The organism is Streptomyces sp. NPDC001927 (genome assembly GCF_053594455.1).
This window is the reverse complement of the sequence record NZ_JBSFEN010000007.1, coordinates 29,814-45,263: the sequence shown is the minus strand read 5'-3', so window position 1 is coordinate 45,263 and position 15,450 is coordinate 29,814. Positions and strand designations below refer to the sequence as shown.

Genomic DNA, 15,450 nt, shown 5'->3' with positions numbered 1-15,450 from the left:
GGTGGACTGGATTCTATGGCTCAGTGGACCTCGGCCGTCGGGCCGGCTCAGCTCGCCCGGCAGCTCCAGGCGCAGCAGCCCCGCCCCGCCGGGCCCGGCACACGCAAGCCGCCCGCCTACCGCGCACTGGCCGACGGGATCCGCCTCCTCGTCCTGGAGGGCCGGGTGCCGGTCGCGGCCCGGCTGCCCGCCGAGCGGGAGCTCGCCGTCGCGCTGACGGTGAGCCGGACGACCGTGGCCGCCGCGTACGAGGCGCTGCGCGCCGAAGGGTTCCTGGAGTCGCGGCGCGGGGCCGGCAGCTGGACCGCCGTGCCGGCCGGGAACCCGCTGCCCGCGCGCGGCCTCGAACCGCTGCCGCCGGAGTCCCTCGGCTCGATGATCGACCTCGGCTGCGCGGCCCTTCCGGCGCCCGAGCCGTGGCTGACCCGGAGCGTCCAGGGCGCCCTGGAGGAACTCCCTCCGTACGCCCACACCCACGGGGACTACCCGGCCGGGCTGCCCGCGCTGCGGCAGATGCTCGCCGACCGGTACACCGAGCGCGGCATCCCGACGATGCCCGAGCAGATCATGGTCACCACCGGCGCCATGGGCGCGATGGACGCCATCTGCCATCTCTTCGCGGGGCGCGGCGAGCGGATCGCCGTCGAGTCGCCCTCGTACGCCAACATCCTCCAGCTCATGCGCGCCGCGGGCGCCCGTCTGGTCTCCGTGGCCATGGCCGAGGGGCTGGCCGGCTGGGACCTGAACCGCTGGCGCCAGGTCCTGCGGGACGCGGCGCCCCGCCTCGCGTACGTCGTCGCCGACTTCCACAACCCGACCGGCGCCCTCGCCGACGAGGACCAGCGACGGCAGCTGGTCGACGCGGCCCGCTCGGCCGGCACGGTCCTCGTCGTCGACGAGACCATGTCCGAGCTGCACCTGGACGACGGCCTGACGATGCCTCCGCCGGTCTGCGCCTTCGACCCGTCGGGCGCCACGGTCCTCACGGTCGGCTCGGCGAGCAAGGCGTTCTGGGCCGGCATGCGGATCGGCTGGGTCCGGGCCTCGCCCGACGTGATCCGCTCCCTGGTGGCCGCGCGGGCCTACGCCGACCTCGGGACCCCGGTCCTGGAGCAGCTCGGCGTCAACTGGCTGATGCGGACCGGCGGCTGGGAGCAGGCGGTCGCCATCCGCCGCGCCCAGGCCCGCGAGAACCGCGACGCGCTGGTCGCTGCGGTCCGGGCACAGCTGCCGGAGTGGGAGTTCGACGTCCCCGCCGGTGGCCTGACGCTCTGGGTCCGCACGGGCGGGCTCTCCGGCTCGCGGATCGCGGAGGTCGGCGAGCGGGTGGGGGTCCGGGTGCCCTCGGGGCCGCGCTTCGGCGTGGACGGCGCGTTCGAGGGGTACGTGCGCCTGCCGTTCACCGTCGGCGGCCCGGTCGCGGAGGAGGCCGCGGCCCGGCTCGCGGCGGCGGCGCGCCTGGTGGAGTCGGGCGCGGGCACGGGCAACGAGCAGCCGCGGGCGTTCGTCGCATAGCTGTTGGTGGCATGGCGAAGGGCGCCCCCCGACTGCGGGGGGCGCCCTTCGTCGTTCGTACGGTCAGCCCTCGGCGGGGACCGGGGTGTGGCCGAGGTCCAGGGTGGGGCCGTGGGACGGGGCCGGGTCGGGGGCCGAACCGGGGGCCGGGGGCACCGCCGTCGCCGGCGCGTCCTGCCGCTCCGGCAGCAGCGCGAGGACCGCCTGCCGGTGCGCCTCGCCCGTTCCCTCGTCGTACGGATCCGGCGTCGCCGGCACCTGGAGGCGCAGCACGGGACCCGTACCGAGGCGGGCGTACCCCCGGCCCGGCGGGACGGCCGGGGTGGGTGTCGTGTGGGGCGCGGCGCCGAGGACCGACTCGATCTGGCCGGGCGACGCGGGGCCGAGGACGACGCGGGCGCGGGTGTGCGTCCGTACCGTCTCGCTCAGCGCGTCCACGCTGTCGAACTGCTCCGCCACCACCACCGTGACCTGCGCGGCCCGGCCGTGCCGCAGCGGCACCTGGAGGAGGTCCTGCGGGTCGGGACGCCCGTCGGCCGCCGCCAGGTGACCGAGGATGCTCGGCCGGTCGAGGAGGATCCAGAGCGGGCGCCGGGTGTCGTCGGGCGCGGGACGGCCCGCCTGCCGGGCCCGGTTCGCGGCGATCAGCCGCCGCTCCGTCTCGTGCGCCGCCCACTCCAGGCTCGCCAGCGCGCCCGCGAGACCGCACTCGACGGCCAGGACGCCCGCACGGCCGGTCAGACAGGCGTACTCGCCGGTGCCGCTGCCCTCGACGATCAGCACGTCGCCGTACGGCAGGGTCTGCAGGGCGATGGAGCGCAGCAGCGAGGTCGTGCCGCCGCCGGGCTGGCCGACGGCGAGCAGGTGCGGCTCGGTCGAACGCGGGCCCGTCCGCCAGAGCACCGGGGGAGCGTCCTCCTCGCCTTCGGCGGTGAGGACCGGCACCGTCCGCTGGACGGCGTCCGCGTCGGTGAAGCCGAGGACCGTCTCGCCCGGCACGGTGACGAAGCGCTGGGCGGCGATCGTGGTGGGCAGGGCGGGCAGCACGCTCATGACGAGCTGGTTGCCCTCCTCGTCCCAGTCGAAGCGGTACTCACGGCCGCGCCCGGACTTGGCGTGCAGCAGATGCTCGATGCGGGCCCGGGAGTCCGCCTCGCCGTCCGTGAAGTACGCGGGGTAGCGGATGCGAAGCCGGGTGAGGCGCCCGTCGTCGTCGAAGGTGAAGTCCCCGAAGGCGCCGCTCCAGTCACCGCCGTGGGCGAAGAGCGGAGCCGGGTCCTCGGGGACGGAGAGATACGGCACCAGTGCCTCGTAGAGGCCCTTGAGCCGCTCGACCTCGGCGTCGTCCGGCCCGGTCTTGACGACCGGGCGCTCACGGCCCGTCCACGCGGCCGCGCCCATCACCGAGACAAGGGCGAGCAGCGGACCGTACGGGACGAGCGCGACGACGAGGACGCAGGCCGCGACCAGGAGCAGCGTGGGACCGCGCCGCTCCTTCGGGGTCGCGGCCCACCTGGCACGCGCGGTCGCGGCCAGCTTCCGCAGACCACGCGAGATGGTGATCAGCGGATGGAGCACATCGGTGGCGCTGTCGGCGGCCGTGCGAGCGATCTCTCGACTGCGAGCGATCCGGTCGCTGCCGCTGGTCAGAATGCGGGGGAGTGGTCGCCGGGCCACGTCGTACTCCTGGAGTTGTGGAAGGGGCTGTCGGGCGTCAGAACTTGATCCCGCCCAAGAGGCTGGCGAGGCTCTGGCCGCCTGCGGTGATGCTCGGGGCGATGGCGGTGCCCGCGAGGTAGAAACCGAAGAGGGCGCTGACGAGGGCGTGGGACGCCTTCATGCCGTCCTTCTTGAAGAACAGGAAGCAGATGATGCCGAGCAGGACCACGCCTGAGATGGACAGGATCATTTCGGGTTCTCCTGGTTGAGGGGACAGTCACCATGAGTCCTTCCAGGTTCACAGCAAGTATCTATGCGATTAAAGGTGCATATGGGTGAAAGTCGGGTGATTTCACTTGACTGGCCGAGGTGGGAGGCTTGCCCGAGTTGCGAGGAGGGCTGTGGGTGGGGTCGAGGGCGGGGTCGGGGCGGGTCGCAATCAGCTGGGGTTGAGTCGGGTTCAGCTGGGGTTGCACCAGGGTTGAGCTGCGGTGATCTTTGCCGTGGACGCCTCGCGTCATGTCGCCGGACGGGCAGTACCCTGTCGATTCACTCGTACGGCTGCGCTTGCCGTGCGCAGGTCAAGATTCACGGTTCAGGGTTCCGAGGAACGAAAGGCGGGTACGTCGGATGAGCGAGACTCCGGACCCCGAGGTCATCGAGCTGGCGAGCAAGGTCTTCGAGCTGGCTCGCACCGGGGACGCCGAGGCGCTGGCCGCCTACGTCGACGCGGGCGTCCCGGCGAACCTCACCAACGACCGCGGCGACTCGCTCGTGATGCTCGCCGCCTACCACGGCCACGCCGACGCGGTCGCCGCGCTGCTGGCCCGCGGCGCCGAGCCGGACCGTGCCAACGACCGCGGCCAGACGCCGCTCGCGGGCGCCGTCTTCAAGGGCGAGGACGCCGTCGTGCGCGCGCTGCTCGCCGGCGGCGCAAATCCGGAAGCGGGGACTCCGTCTGCCGTGGATACTGCTCGGATGTTTGGGAAGGCAGAACTCCTGGAGCTGTTCGGGACCCGCTGAGGTTCTGGTCGATATCCGGGTGAACGCACGCTGAACCCCAGGTGAGAGCGGTGTCGTAAATGTGGTCGCGGTGGCGAAATGGCTGGGTCATCATGACGTCGAGCCCGCAACGGGCCACCGACGAGAGGCAGAGGAAGATGGTCACCACCAAGCGAAGGACGACGGGCGGCTCGACATGTTGCTGCGCGGCCTAGGCGATCACCAGTGCCCCGTACTTCCGGTCGTGTCGACAGCTTGATGTGAGGCGTCTTCCATGTTCGATCCAGTCATAGCGCCGAGCGGCACCCTGCTCGGCCTGCTGCAGAGGGGCCGCGGCGACGGCACCCTGCACGCGCTCGCCGCCCCCCGTGCCGAGGCCCTCGCGGCCCTGAACCACTGCGTTCTCAACGACCCCCGCCACGACTGGCAGGTCGAGAACCGGTCCCTCTACTACGCGCGGCTCTACCTCGATCTCGCCGGCGAGCTCGACGAGGTCGAGGCCCACCTCTTCGGCGCCGAGGACCACCTCGACACCGAGGAGAACCGGACCGGGCTCGCGCTCGCCGTCCTCGGCCACCTCGCCTCCTACGGACGCCAGGACGCCCTGCTGCTGCTCCGGCGGTACGCCGCGACCGGCACGAACTGGGCGTGGGCCCTCGACGAGCTCGCCCTGCGCGACGACGACACCGGCCTGCGCGCCCTCGCGCTCCCCGTCCTCGCCCGCTTCCCGGTCGGCCGCGAAGGCGACGCCGCGCTGGCGAGCGCCGTGCGGGACGCCTTCGAGCCCCGCCCGTGGCGGCTGTGGGCCGAGGACCGGCGCGACGCCGTCGGCGCACGGGTCAGGGCCGCCCAGGAACAGGGCTCCTTCGACCGCTGGCAGCGCCAGATGCGACCGAGCGGGCCGAGGCCCGGATGGAGCGTCCAGGCCGTCTTCGACTGGGCCCAGGAGGGCCTGGAGCGAGGCGCCGAACTGCACGGGCCCGCCGCCCGCTGCCTCACCGCCGTCGCGGGACCCGAGGACCGGCCCCGGATCGTCGAGGCCGCCCGCAGCGGACCCGACGGGGCGCGCTGCGCCGCCCTGCACTACCTGGCCGAGTCACGGGACCCCGCCGTCCTCGACCTCATCGAGGCCGCGGCCAGTAGTGCCTCCCGTACCGTCGCCGACGTCGCCGTCGCCGCGTTCGAGCGGATGTGCGGCGAGCCCGCCGTCGACCGCGCCCGCGGCTGGGTCCACCGGCCCGACGCGCTCGGCGCCGCCGCCGGCGCCGTCCTCGCCTGCCGGGGCGGGGCCCAGGACTCCCCTCTCGTCCTCGGCGCGCTCCGCGAGACCGTCAGGGCCGAGGGCCCCGACGCCACCGCCCTCTACGCCCTGGTCGACGGCGCCGGCCGGCTCGGCATCGGCTGCGCCGCGCCCGTGCTGCGCCACGTCTACCGCGAGACCGCCTCCTCCCAGCTCCGCGGCCGCGCCGCCCGCGCCCTCGCCGCCACCGACCCGACCTTCCCGACGGGCTTCGCCGTCGAGTGCCTCTGGGACTGCGAGGAGACCACCCGCGAGGTCGCGGCCCAGCACGCCGAGGCCGGCGACGTCCGCGTCGCGGACCGGCTGCGCCGCCTGGCCGCCGACCCGGCCGAGGAGGCCGAGGTACAGACCGCGGTCCGCAACCGGATAGGCCCCGACCTCCAGGTCTGACGCCCTCCTGGCGAGGGGCTCGGCACCCGCCCGTGGACGGTGGGTGCCGAGGTGCGTATGTGTGTACGGGGGAGAACCGAGGGCCTGACCCGGCTGGCGACGAGGCGGGTGATCCGGCTGGCGACGAGGCCGTCGATCCCGCTGCCGTCCCGGCTGCCGACCCCGCCGTCGACCCGCTTCGTACGGCCCCTCGGGGCCCTGATCCGGGCCGGGGGCAAACGCTCATGGGACGTTCCCCGGGCGTCCAGATCCCCGTCGGCGGGAACACGCCGGGCGCGACGACAACACCGGTATGCGTGTCGTCATCGTCACCGAATCCTTCCCTCCCGATGTCAATGGTGTGGCGCACTGCGCCCAGCAGACCGCGCGCCACCTCGTCCGCCGCGGACACTCCCCGCTCGTCATCGCCCCGGCCGTCGCCGGAGCCACCGACACCCCGGACACCGACGCGCCGTGCCCCGTCGTGCGCGTCCCGTCCCTGCCCCTCCCCGGCTACCCCCAGGTCCGCGTCGCGCTCCCCAGCCGCCGCCTCGCGACGGCCATCGCCGCGCACCGGGCCGACGTCGTCCACCTCGCCAGCCCCTTCGTGCTCGGGGTACGCGGGATGGCGGCCGCGACCCGCCTCGGACTGCCCGCCGTGGCCGTCTACCAGACCGACCTCGCCGGCTACGCCCGTACCTACATGGGCGCCGGGGAAGGCGCCGCCTGGCGGCGGCTTCGCGCCGTCCACGGCGCCGCCGACCGCACCCTCGCGCCGTCCACCGCCGCCGCGCGCGACCTGGAGACGCACGGCATCGGCCGCGTACGGCTCTGGCGGCGCGGCGTCGACACCGTCCGCTTCCGCCCCGACCTGCGCGACGAGGCCCTGCGCCGCGAACTCGCCCCGAACGGCGAACTCCTCGTCGGCTACATCGGCCGCCTCGCCCCCGAGAAGCACGTCGAACTGCTCTCCGGCGTCTGCGGTCTGCCCGGCATACGGGTCGTGGTCGTCGGTGACGGCCCCAGCGAACCGGCCCTGCACGCCGCGCTGCCCGGCGCGGTGTTCCTCGGCCGCCGCACGGGCGACGACCTGGCGAGGATCTTCGCCTCGCTGGACGTGTTCGCCCACACCGGCCCGTACGAAACGTTCTGCCAGACCGTCCAGGAGGCGATGGCGAGCGGCGTCCCGGTCGTCGCCCCCGCCGCCGGCGGGCCCCTCGACCTCGTCGACCACCGCAGGACCGGTCTCCTTGTCCCGCCGGACGACACGACCGCCCTACGGGACGCGGTGGCCTCCCTGGCTGCCGCACCGGCCCTGCGCGCCGCCTACGGGCGGGCGGGGCGCGTCGCCGTCGAGGGCCGGACCTGGGAGGCCGTCGGCGACGAGCTGATCGGCCACTATCTGGAGGTCCTGCGCGAGCGGACGGCGGTGGCGGCATGAGAGGCCCCGGGGCAGACCGCCCGCTGCGCATCGTCCGGCTCGCCAACTTCGTCACCCCCACCTCGGGGGGCCTGCGCACCGCTCTCGAGCAGCTCGGTCGCGGCTACCTCGCCGCCGGGCACGAGCCCGTCCTCATCGTCCCCGGCGACGTGGAGAGCGACCGTGTCACCGACCAGGGGCGGATCATCACCCTGCCCGGGCCCGTGCTGCCCGGCACCGGCGGCTACCGCGTCCTCGCCGACCGGCGCCGCGTCCGCGCGCTCCTGGACGGACTCGCCCCGGACCGCATCGAGGTCTCCGACCGCACGACCCTGCGCTGGACGGGGGAGTGGGCGCGCCGGGCCAGGGTGCCCTCGGTGATGGTCTCCCACGAGACCGCCGACGGCGTCCTGCGGACCTGGGGCGTACCGGCGGCCGCCGCCGCGCGTGCCGCGGACCGGCTCAACCGCCGTACCGCGTGGGCGTACTCGCGGATCGTCTGCACGACGGAGTGGGCCGAGCGGGAGTTCGTACGGATCGGCGCTCGCAACGTCCTGCGCGCGCCGCTCGGCGTGGACCTGGAGCGGTGCCACCCGGGGCGGCACAGCGCCGCACTGCGCGCCGAACACGCGGGCGGCGAGGGGGTCCTGCTGCTGATGTGCTCGCGGCTCTCCGTGGAGAAACGTCCGGGCACCGCCCTCGACGCCCTCGCCCGCCTCCGGGGCCAAGGGATCCGGGCGACGCTCGCCGTGGCCGGCGAAGGGCCGCTGCGGGGCGCGCTTGAGCGGCGGGCCCGGGAGGAACGGCTCCCCGTCCGCTTCCTGGGGCACGTGGCCGACCGCGAGGCCCTGGCCGACCTGCAGGCCTCCGCCGACCTGTGCCTGGCCCCCGGCCCGGCCGAGACCTTCGGCCTCTCGGCCCTGGAGGCCCTGGCCTGCGGCACGCCGGTGGTGGTCAGCTCCTCCTCGGCGCTCCCTGAGGTCATCGGCGACGCGGGCGCCTGCGCCACGGACGCCCCGGCCGACTTCGCGGCGGCGGTGCGCAGCCTGCTCCACCGGCCGGAGCCGATCCGCCGCGCGGCGGCACGCGCGCGTGCCGAACTCTTCGGCTGGGACCGCTCGATCGCCGCCTTCCTCGACGCGCACGACGCGGCCCCGGCCACGATCCTCGTTCCGCCGCAGGGGGTGCGGACATGACCACGACGGTTCCCGCCCCGGAGGAGGCCGTGCCGCCGGGCGGCAGCACCAGGACTTCGGATCCAATTTCTTCGGATCCAATATCCAGGACAACATCGGATCCAATATCTTGGATATCGGATCCAATATCTCCTCAGAGCGCCGCCGTCCCCGGCCCCCGCCGCGCACCCGGATCCGATCCGGCGGCGCCCCCGCCGCTGCGGTTCGTCGTCCTCGGTGACTCCCTCAGCGAGGGCGTCGGCGACCGGGTCGACGGCGCCTGGCGCGGCTGGGCGGCCCTGCTCGCCGAGGGTCTCGCCGGGCCCGGGCAGCGCCTGGAGTTCCGTAACCTCGCCCTCAGCGGGGCCCAGAGCCGGGAGGTCGCCGAGTACCAGGCGCCCGTGGCGGTGGCGTTCCGGCCCGACCTCGCCTCCGTCGTCGTCGGCGTCAACGACACCCTCCGCCACACCTTCGACATCGAGCAGCTCGCCCGCCGCCTCGACCGCGTCTGCGCGGACCTCACCGCGAGCGGAGCCGTCCTCCTCACCGCCTGCCTGCCCGACCCGGGCCGGATGCTCGCCCTCCCGGCGCCGCTCGCCCGCCCGCTCGCCCGGCGCCAGAGGGCCGTGAACACCCTCGTCCACGCGCTCTCCGCCCGCTACGACGCCGTCCATCTCCACCTCGCCGACGCCACCTGGACCGACGACCGGACCCTGTGGAGCGCCGATCGGCTCCACCCCGGCGAGCGCGGCCACCGGGCGATCGCCGCGCGGTTCCACGACCTCCTGGTCGCCCGGGACCTCGCCCACGGCACGCCGCCCTCGCCCGAGCCCCGGCAGCCGCCGCCCACCCGTACGGAAGCGGTGCTGTGGCTCGCCACGGCGGGAACCGGCTGGGTCCTGCGGCGCTGCACCGACCTGCTGCCGCAGCTGCTGCACCTGGCCGGCGCCGAACTGCGCCACCGGGCCCGCGGCACCGACGACCGGCTCGACCGGAAGGCCGAACAAGCCCTGACGGCCGCGCTCGCGGCCGTGTCCCTGGACGCCCCGGTGGCCACAATGGGGGAATGACCGGGCGCTGGGAGTTCTGGATCGACCGAGGCGGCACGTTCACCGACATCGTGGGCCGGCGGCCCGACGGGCGGCTCGTCACCCGCAAGCTGCTCTCCCACGACCCCGCCCGCCCCGACGACGCGGCCGTCGCGGGCATCCGGCTCCTCCTCGGGCTCGGCCCCGACGAGCCGGTCCCCGCCGACCGGGTCTCCGTCGTCAAGATGGGCACGACCGTCGCCACCAACGCCCTTCTGGAGCGGCGCGGGGAACCGACGGTCCTCCTCGTCACCGAGGGCTTCCGGGACGCGCTGCGGATCGCGTACCAGAACCGCCCCCGGCTCTTCGACCGGCACATCGTGCTCCCCGAGGCCGTGTACGAACGCGTCGTCGAGGTCCCCGAACGGGTCGACGCCCAGGGCCGGACCGTCCGCTCCCTCGACGAGGACGCCGTCGCCGAGGAGCTGCGGGCCGCCCACCGCGACGGCTACCGCTCGGCCGCCGTCGTCCTTCTGCACGGCTACCGCAGCCCCGCCCACGAGAGCCGGGTCGCCGACCTCGCCCGCGCGCTCGGCTTCACCCAGGTCAGCTGCTCCCACGAGGTCAGCCCGCTGATCAAACTCGTCCCGCGCGGCGACACCACCGTCGTCGACGCCTACCTCTCGCCGATCCTGCGCCGGTACGTCGACGAGGTGGCCCGCGAACTCGCCGGAATCCGGCTCATGTTCATGCAGTCCAACGGCGGCCTGCGCGAGGCCGCCCACTTCCGGGGCAAGGACGCCGTCCTGTCCGGACCGGCCGGCGGTGTCGTCGGCATGGCCCGTACCTCGGAGCAGGCGGGGTTCGACCGGGTCATCGGCTTCGACATGGGGGGCACCTCCACCGATGTGTCGCACTACGCGGGCGAGTTCGAGCGTGAACTCGGTACACAGGTCGCGGGCGTCCGGATGCGCGCCCCCATGATGAACATCCACACGGTCGCGGCGGGCGGCGGCTCCGTCCTCCACTACGACGGCAGCCGCTACCGCGTCGGCCCCGACTCCGCGGGCGCCGTCCCCGGCCCCGCCTGCTACCGCAGGGACGGGCCGTTGACGGTCACCGACGCCAACGTGATGCTCGGGCGCGTACAACCCGCCCACTTCCCCGCCGTCTTCGGCCCCGACGGCGACCAGCCGCTCGACGACACCGTCGTACGGGAGGGGTTCACTGCCCTCGCCCGGGAAATCGGCGACGGCCGCACTCCCGAGGAGGTCGCCGCCGGCTTTCTGGAGATCGCCGTCCTCAACATGGCCAACGCCGTCAAGAAGATCTCCGTCCAGCGCGGCCACGACGTCACCCGGTACGCCCTCACCAGCTTCGGCGGCGCCGGCGGCCAGCACGCCTGCGCGGTCGCCGACGCCCTGGGCGTCGACACCGTCCTCGTACCGCCGCTGGCCGGTGTCCTCTCCGCGTACGGCATCGGCCTCGCCGACGCCACCGCGATGCGGGAGCGGTCGGTGGAGGCCGAGCTCGACGCGGAGGGGACCCACACGCGCGTGACGGAGCTCTGCGCCGAACTCGCCGAGCGGACCAGGGAGGAACTGCGCGCCGACGGACTGCCCGACTCCGCGATCACCACCCACGCGCGCGTGCTCGTGCGCTACGCCGGCACCGACGCGAGCCTCCAGGTCGACCTCGCCACCGCCGAGCGGATGCGCGAGGCCTTCGAGGGGATCCACCGGGCGCGGTACGCCTTCACCATGGAACGCCCGCTCGTCGTGGAGGCCGTGTCCGTGGAGGCCGTGGGGCTCGCCGGACCCCACGGTCCCGTGGTCGTCGACGCGGGCACCGGGGAAGGCGCCCCCGCGCCCCGGGCGACCGTACGGATGCACAGCGGCCACACGGCCGCCGACACCCCGCTGTACCGCCGGGAGGACCTCCGCCCCGGAGCCACCGTCACCGGGCCCGCGCTCCTCGCCGAGGCCGACGCGACCACCGTCGTCGACCCCGGCTGGCGGGCCACCGTCGGCGACGGCGGCCACCTCGTCCTCACCCGCGCCACACCCCGCCCCGCGCGCGTGGCGGTCGGCACGGACGTCGACCCGGTCCTCCTGGAGGTCTTCAACAACCTCTTCATGGCGATCGCCGAGCAGATGGGCGTCCGCCTGGAGAACACGGCCCACTCCGTCAACATCAAGGAGCGACTCGACTTCTCCTGCGCCCTGTTCGACCCCGAGGGCAACCTGATCGCCAACGCGCCCCACATCCCCGTCCACCTCGGCTCCATGGGCGAGTCCATCAAGGAGGTGCTGCGGCGCGGCGGCGACGAGCTGCGCCCGGGCGACGTCTACGCCATCAACGACCCGTACCACGGCGGCACCCACCTCCCGGACGTCACTGTGGTGACCCCGGTCTTCGACGAGCCGGGCCGCGAGCTGCTCTTCCTCGTCGCCTCGCGAGGGCACCACGCCGAGATCGGCGGCATCACCCCCGGCTCCATGCCCGCCTTCAGCCGGACCGTCCACGAGGAGGGCGTCCTCTTCGACAACTGGCTGCTCGTACGGGACGGCCGCCTCCGCGAGGACGAGACGCGAGCGCTGCTCACCGGCGCCCCGTACCCCTCCCGCGACCCGGACACCAACCTCGCCGACCTCCGCGCCCAGATCGCCGCCAACGAGAAGGGGATCGAGGAACTGCGCGCCATGGTCGACCAGTTCGGCCTGGACGTCGTCCACGCCTACATGCGGCACGTCCGCGCCAACGCCGAGGAGTCCGTACGCCGGATCGTGGCCGGCCTCCGGGACGGCTCGTACCGCTACGAGACCGACGGCGGCGCGGTCGTCCAGGTGGCGGTCCGCGTCGACCGCGAACGGCGCTCCGCCGTCCTGGACTTCACCGGCACCTCGCCGCAGCTGCCCGGCAACGCCAACGCGCCCACCTCCGTCGTCATGGCCGCCGTCCTGTACGTCTTCCGGACCCTCGTCGACGACGACATCCCGCTCAACAGCGGCTGCCTGGAGCCCCTGGACGTCCGCGTCCCGCCCGGCTCGATGCTCGCGCCCACCTACCCGGCGGCGACGGTCGCCGGGAACGTGGAGACCTCCCAGGCGGTCACCGGCGCCCTCTACGCGGCCCTCGGCGTGCAGGCCGAGGGCTCGGGCACGATGAACAACCTGACCTTCGGCAACGCGCGCGTGCAGTACTACGAGACCGTCGCGAGCGGCTCCGGCGCGGGCGACGGCTTCGACGGGGCGGACGCCGTACAGACCCACATGACCAACTCCCGGCTCACCGACCCGGAGATCCTGGAGTGGCGCCACCCGGTCCGGGTGGACTCCTTCGCCGTACGGAAGGACAGCGGCGGGACCGGCCGCTGGCACGGCGGCGACGGCGTCGAACGCCGCATCCGCTTCCTGGAACCGATGACGGTGACCCTGCTGACCGGCCACCGCCGTGTCCCGCCGTACGGAATGGCCGGCGGGGAGCCGGGCCGGCTCGGCGAGAACCTGGTCGAACGCGCCGACGGCACGGTCGACCACCTCGACGGCGTCGACACGACCGAAGTCGCCCCGGACGACGTCCTCGTCCTGCGCACACCCGGCGGCGGAGGCTACGGCACGCGCTAGGGCAGCCGGGTGATGTTCACCGTCTGACGGAGAGGAAGAAGCCGACCGCCTCAGCCCATCGGTACGAACCGCACCACCGTCCCCGGCGCCGCCTGCGCCGCTGCCGCCAGGTCCGCCTCCCGTACCACCGCCACGACCGGATAGCCGCCGGTCGTCGGGTGGTCGGCGAGGAAGATCACCGGGCGGCCGTCCGGAGGCACCTGAACCGCGCCCAGGACCATGCCCTCACTGGGGAGTTCGGCCGTCACGGCCCGCTCCAGCGGCGGTCCCTCGGTGCGCAGACCGATCCGGTTGGTGGCCGGGGAGACCCGGTACGCGCGCGTGGACAGGGTGCGCAGGGCCGCCGGGGTGAACCAGTCGTGACGCGGGCCCAGCCGGACCCGGAGGACGAGTTCGTCCGCCGGACCCGGCCAGGGGGGAGCGTCGACCCACCCCCGTGCGGCCGACTCCGCTCCCAGCGGCAGCACGGCCCCGTCCGCCAGCGGCGCCGGGCCGAGCCCGGACAGCAGGTCGGTGGAGCGGCTGCCGAGGACGGGTTCGACGGCGAGCCCGCCGCCGAACCCCACGTACGCGCGCAGGCCACGGGTGGCCCGGCCGATCTCCAGGAGCGCCCCCGCCGGCACCCGTACCGCCGTCCCCCAGGCCGCCGGCCGCCCGTCGACCGTGACCGGGCACGGCGCCCCGCCGACGGCCACGGTGACCGGGCAACGGGGCCGCACCGCGCACCCATTGACCGTGGTCTCCAGGACCGCCGCGTCCTCCGGGTTGCCCACGAGGCGGTTCACCAGACGGGCCGCGCCCGGATCCAGCGCCCCGGAGCGGGGCACGCCCAGATGCGCGTACCCGGTCCGCCCCAGGTCCTGCACGGTGGTCAGCGCGCCTGCCCGGACCACCGCCAACGCACGATCGGTCACCGGCTCTCCACGACGAAGCGCACCCGGGCACCGGGCGTGAGCAGCGCGGCGGGCTCACGGCCCGCGTCCCAGAGCACCGTGTCCGTGGAACCGATCAACTGCCAGCCGCCGGGGGAGGAGCGCGGGTACACCCCCGTGTACGGTCCCGCCAGCGCGACCGACCCGGCGGGGACGGACGTGCGCGGAGTCGCCCGGCGCGGCACCTGGTACTGCTCGCCGAGCCCGGTCAGATACCCGAAGCCCGGCGCGAACCCGCAGAACGCGACCCGGAACTCGGTGGCCGAGTGGATCCGGACCGCCGTCTCCACGGACACCCCCCAGAGCGCGGCGACCTCGGCCAGATCGGGACCGTCGTAACGGACCGGGACCTCGACGGCCCGCTCCACGCGCGCGTGGAGCGGCGGGATCGACCACTCCCGCAAATGCCCCGCCAGAAGGTCCGGCGCGTCGACCCCGTCGAGGAGCACCGTCCGCGCCGCCGGCACGATCTCCCGTACGGACGGCAGGACACCGCCCGCCCGCCGCCGCAGCAGCTCGGCGTGGAACGCCTCCGTCTCCGTACCGCTCCCCAACTCGACGAGCAGCGCCCGCTCGCCCACCCGGTACACCCGACGTGCCTTCATGCGAACGCCTCCACCCTGACTCCCGTCGCCTCCAGTTCGGCGCGCACCCGCCGGGCCAGGCCCACCGCGCCCGGGGTGTCCCCGTGCAGGCAGAGCGAGCGCGCCCGTACGGCGACCGACCGGCCGCAGTGCGCGGTGACGACCCCGAACCGGGCCATGGACACCGACCGTTCGACGACCTCGGCCGGATCGGTGACGACGGCCCCCTCCTGCCCCCGTGGCAGCAGGGAACCGTCGGCCGTGTACGCCCGGTCGCCGAACGCCTCGGTCACCACCGGCAGGCCCGCCTTGCCGGCCGCCTCGTGCAGCCGCGAACCGGGCAGCCCGAGCACGGGCAGCCCGCCGCCCGCGAGCAGCACCCCGTCGACGACCGCCGCCGCCTGCGCCTCGTCCCGGACCACCCGGTTGTACAGCGCGCCGTGCGGCTTGACGTACGCGACCCGCGACCCGGCCGCCCGGGCGAACACCTCGAGCGCCCCGATCTGGTACGCGACTTCGGCCGCCAGCTCGTCCGCGGGGACGTCCATCGAGCGCCGGCCGAAACCGGCCAGGTCCCGGTAGGAGACCTGGGCCCCGATCGTCACGCCGTTCGCCGCCGCCAGCTCGCAGACGCGGCGCATGGTGACCGCGTCCCCGGCATGGAAGCCGCAGGCCACGTTGGCGCTGGTGACGACGGAGAGCAGCTCCTCGTCGTCGGTCAGCGTCCAGCGGCCGAAGCCCTCGCCGAGGTCGGCGTTGAGGTCGATCGAGACCCGGGTCATGGTGGTTCCTTCCGTCACGTGCGGCGGTGCGGGCGGCTCAGGCCGCGACGCGGTGCTC

At 74.6% G+C, this 15,450-nt stretch carries 12 protein-coding genes; 7 read left to right on the top strand and 5 right to left on the bottom strand.

All coding sequences use genetic code 11. The features are described 5' to 3' along the window. Nucleotides 1-15 precede the first annotated feature (15 nt). On the top strand, nt 16-1,515 hold the full coding sequence (locus tag ACWCO8_RS19970) for an SCO1417 family MocR-like transcription factor (RefSeq protein ID WP_362004995.1): 1,500 nt from the start codon (nt 16-18) through the stop codon (nt 1,513-1,515). 63 nt (nt 1,516-1,578) lie between these two features. Here the strand turns inward: ACWCO8_RS19970 and ACWCO8_RS19965 are convergent, their stop codons facing one another. After that, nucleotides 1,579-3,192, bottom strand: a complete 1,614-nt coding sequence (locus ACWCO8_RS19965) for a hypothetical protein (RefSeq protein ID WP_451033367.1) — start codon at nt 3,190-3,192, stop codon at nt 1,579-1,581. 37 nt (nt 3,193-3,229) lie between these two features. After that, entirely contained in the window at nt 3,230-3,424 is a 195-nt protein-coding gene (locus tag ACWCO8_RS19960; RefSeq protein WP_046907412.1) for a hypothetical protein, read from the bottom strand. A 380-nt stretch (nt 3,425-3,804) separates the two neighbouring features. Here ACWCO8_RS19960 and ACWCO8_RS19955 point away from each other — a divergent pair, with 380 nt between their 5' ends. The 6 genes from ACWCO8_RS19955 to ACWCO8_RS19930 all read left to right on the top strand — a co-directional run bounded on the left by ACWCO8_RS19955 (nt 3,805) and on the right by ACWCO8_RS19930 (nt 13,094). Next, nucleotides 3,805-4,197 (top strand): ankyrin repeat domain-containing protein, encoded by a 393-nt coding sequence (locus tag ACWCO8_RS19955; RefSeq protein WP_451033366.1) that lies wholly within the window; start codon nt 3,805-3,807, stop codon nt 4,195-4,197. Between the two features lie 253 nt (nt 4,198-4,450). Beyond that, on the top strand, nt 4,451-5,866 hold the full coding sequence (locus ACWCO8_RS19950) for a HEAT repeat domain-containing protein (RefSeq protein WP_451033365.1): 1,416 nt from the start codon (nt 4,451-4,453) through the stop codon (nt 5,864-5,866). Between the two features lie 292 nt (nt 5,867-6,158). Further along, nucleotides 6,159-7,286 carry a glycosyltransferase family 4 protein gene (locus tag ACWCO8_RS19945; RefSeq protein WP_451033364.1) on the top strand — a complete coding sequence of 376 codons (1,128 nt, stop codon included), beginning with the start codon at nt 6,159-6,161 and terminating at the stop codon, nt 7,284-7,286. Further along, nucleotides 7,283-8,461 carry a glycosyltransferase gene (locus tag ACWCO8_RS19940; RefSeq protein ID WP_451033363.1) on the top strand — a complete coding sequence of 393 codons (1,179 nt, stop codon included), beginning with the start codon at nt 7,283-7,285 and terminating at the stop codon, nt 8,459-8,461. Before ACWCO8_RS19945 ends, ACWCO8_RS19940 begins: the two co-directional genes overlap by 4 nt. Then, the gene (locus tag ACWCO8_RS19935) at nt 8,458-9,510 is read left to right on the top strand and encodes an SGNH/GDSL hydrolase family protein (protein WP_451033362.1); all 1,053 of its coding nucleotides are present in this window, start codon (nt 8,458-8,460) and stop codon (nt 9,508-9,510) included. The genes ACWCO8_RS19940 and ACWCO8_RS19935 overlap by 4 nt, the downstream gene beginning before the upstream one ends. Then, the gene (locus ACWCO8_RS19930; protein WP_451033361.1) at nt 9,507-13,094 is read left to right on the top strand and encodes a hydantoinase B/oxoprolinase family protein; all 3,588 of its coding nucleotides are present in this window, start codon (nt 9,507-9,509) and stop codon (nt 13,092-13,094) included. The genes ACWCO8_RS19935 and ACWCO8_RS19930 overlap by 4 nt, the downstream gene beginning before the upstream one ends. Before the next feature lie 50 nt (nt 13,095-13,144). Here the strand turns inward: ACWCO8_RS19930 and ACWCO8_RS19925 are convergent, their stop codons facing one another. The 3 genes from ACWCO8_RS19925 to ACWCO8_RS19915 are packed head-to-tail and all read right to left on the bottom strand — an operon-like array spanning nt 13,145 to nt 15,392. Continuing rightward, nucleotides 13,145-14,008 carry a 5-oxoprolinase subunit C family protein gene (locus tag ACWCO8_RS19925; protein WP_451033360.1) on the bottom strand — a complete coding sequence of 288 codons (864 nt, stop codon included), beginning with the start codon at nt 14,006-14,008 and terminating at the stop codon, nt 13,145-13,147. Further along, the gene (gene pxpB, locus ACWCO8_RS19920; protein ID WP_451033359.1) at nt 14,005-14,631 is read right to left on the bottom strand and encodes a 5-oxoprolinase subunit PxpB; all 627 of its coding nucleotides are present in this window, start codon (nt 14,629-14,631) and stop codon (nt 14,005-14,007) included. Before pxpB ends, ACWCO8_RS19925 begins: the two co-directional genes overlap by 4 nt. After that, nucleotides 14,628-15,392 carry a LamB/YcsF family protein gene (locus ACWCO8_RS19915; RefSeq protein WP_451033358.1) on the bottom strand — a complete coding sequence of 255 codons (765 nt, stop codon included), beginning with the start codon at nt 15,390-15,392 and terminating at the stop codon, nt 14,628-14,630. The genes pxpB and ACWCO8_RS19915 overlap by 4 nt, the downstream gene beginning before the upstream one ends. Between the last annotated feature and the right edge of the window lie 58 nt (nt 15,393-15,450).

What these genes read in the sequence shown, in the direction of transcription:
- ACWCO8_RS19915 (WP_451033358.1), bottom strand. Translation starts at nt 15,392, where the DNA reads ATGACCCGGGTCTCGATCGACCTCAACGCCGACCTCGGCGAGGGCTTC.
- ACWCO8_RS19960 (WP_046907412.1), bottom strand. Translation starts at nt 3,424, where the DNA reads ATGATCCTGTCCATCTCAGGCGTGGTCCTGCTCGGCATCATCTGCTTC.
- pxpB (WP_451033359.1), bottom strand. Translation starts at nt 14,631, where the DNA reads ATGAAGGCACGTCGGGTGTACCGGGTGGGCGAGCGGGCGCTGCTCGTC.
- ACWCO8_RS19930 (WP_451033361.1), top strand. Translation starts at nt 9,507, where the DNA reads ATGACCGGGCGCTGGGAGTTCTGGATCGACCGAGGCGGCACGTTCACC.
- ACWCO8_RS19955 (WP_451033366.1), top strand. Translation starts at nt 3,805, where the DNA reads ATGAGCGAGACTCCGGACCCCGAGGTCATCGAGCTGGCGAGCAAGGTC.
- ACWCO8_RS19945 (WP_451033364.1), top strand. Translation starts at nt 6,159, where the DNA reads ATGCGTGTCGTCATCGTCACCGAATCCTTCCCTCCCGATGTCAATGGT.
- ACWCO8_RS19935 (WP_451033362.1), top strand. Translation starts at nt 8,458, where the DNA reads ATGACCACGACGGTTCCCGCCCCGGAGGAGGCCGTGCCGCCGGGCGGC.
- ACWCO8_RS19950 (WP_451033365.1), top strand. Translation starts at nt 4,451, where the DNA reads ATGTTCGATCCAGTCATAGCGCCGAGCGGCACCCTGCTCGGCCTGCTG.
- ACWCO8_RS19970 (WP_362004995.1), top strand. Translation starts at nt 16, where the DNA reads ATGGCTCAGTGGACCTCGGCCGTCGGGCCGGCTCAGCTCGCCCGGCAG.
- ACWCO8_RS19940 (WP_451033363.1), top strand. Translation starts at nt 7,283, where the DNA reads ATGAGAGGCCCCGGGGCAGACCGCCCGCTGCGCATCGTCCGGCTCGCC.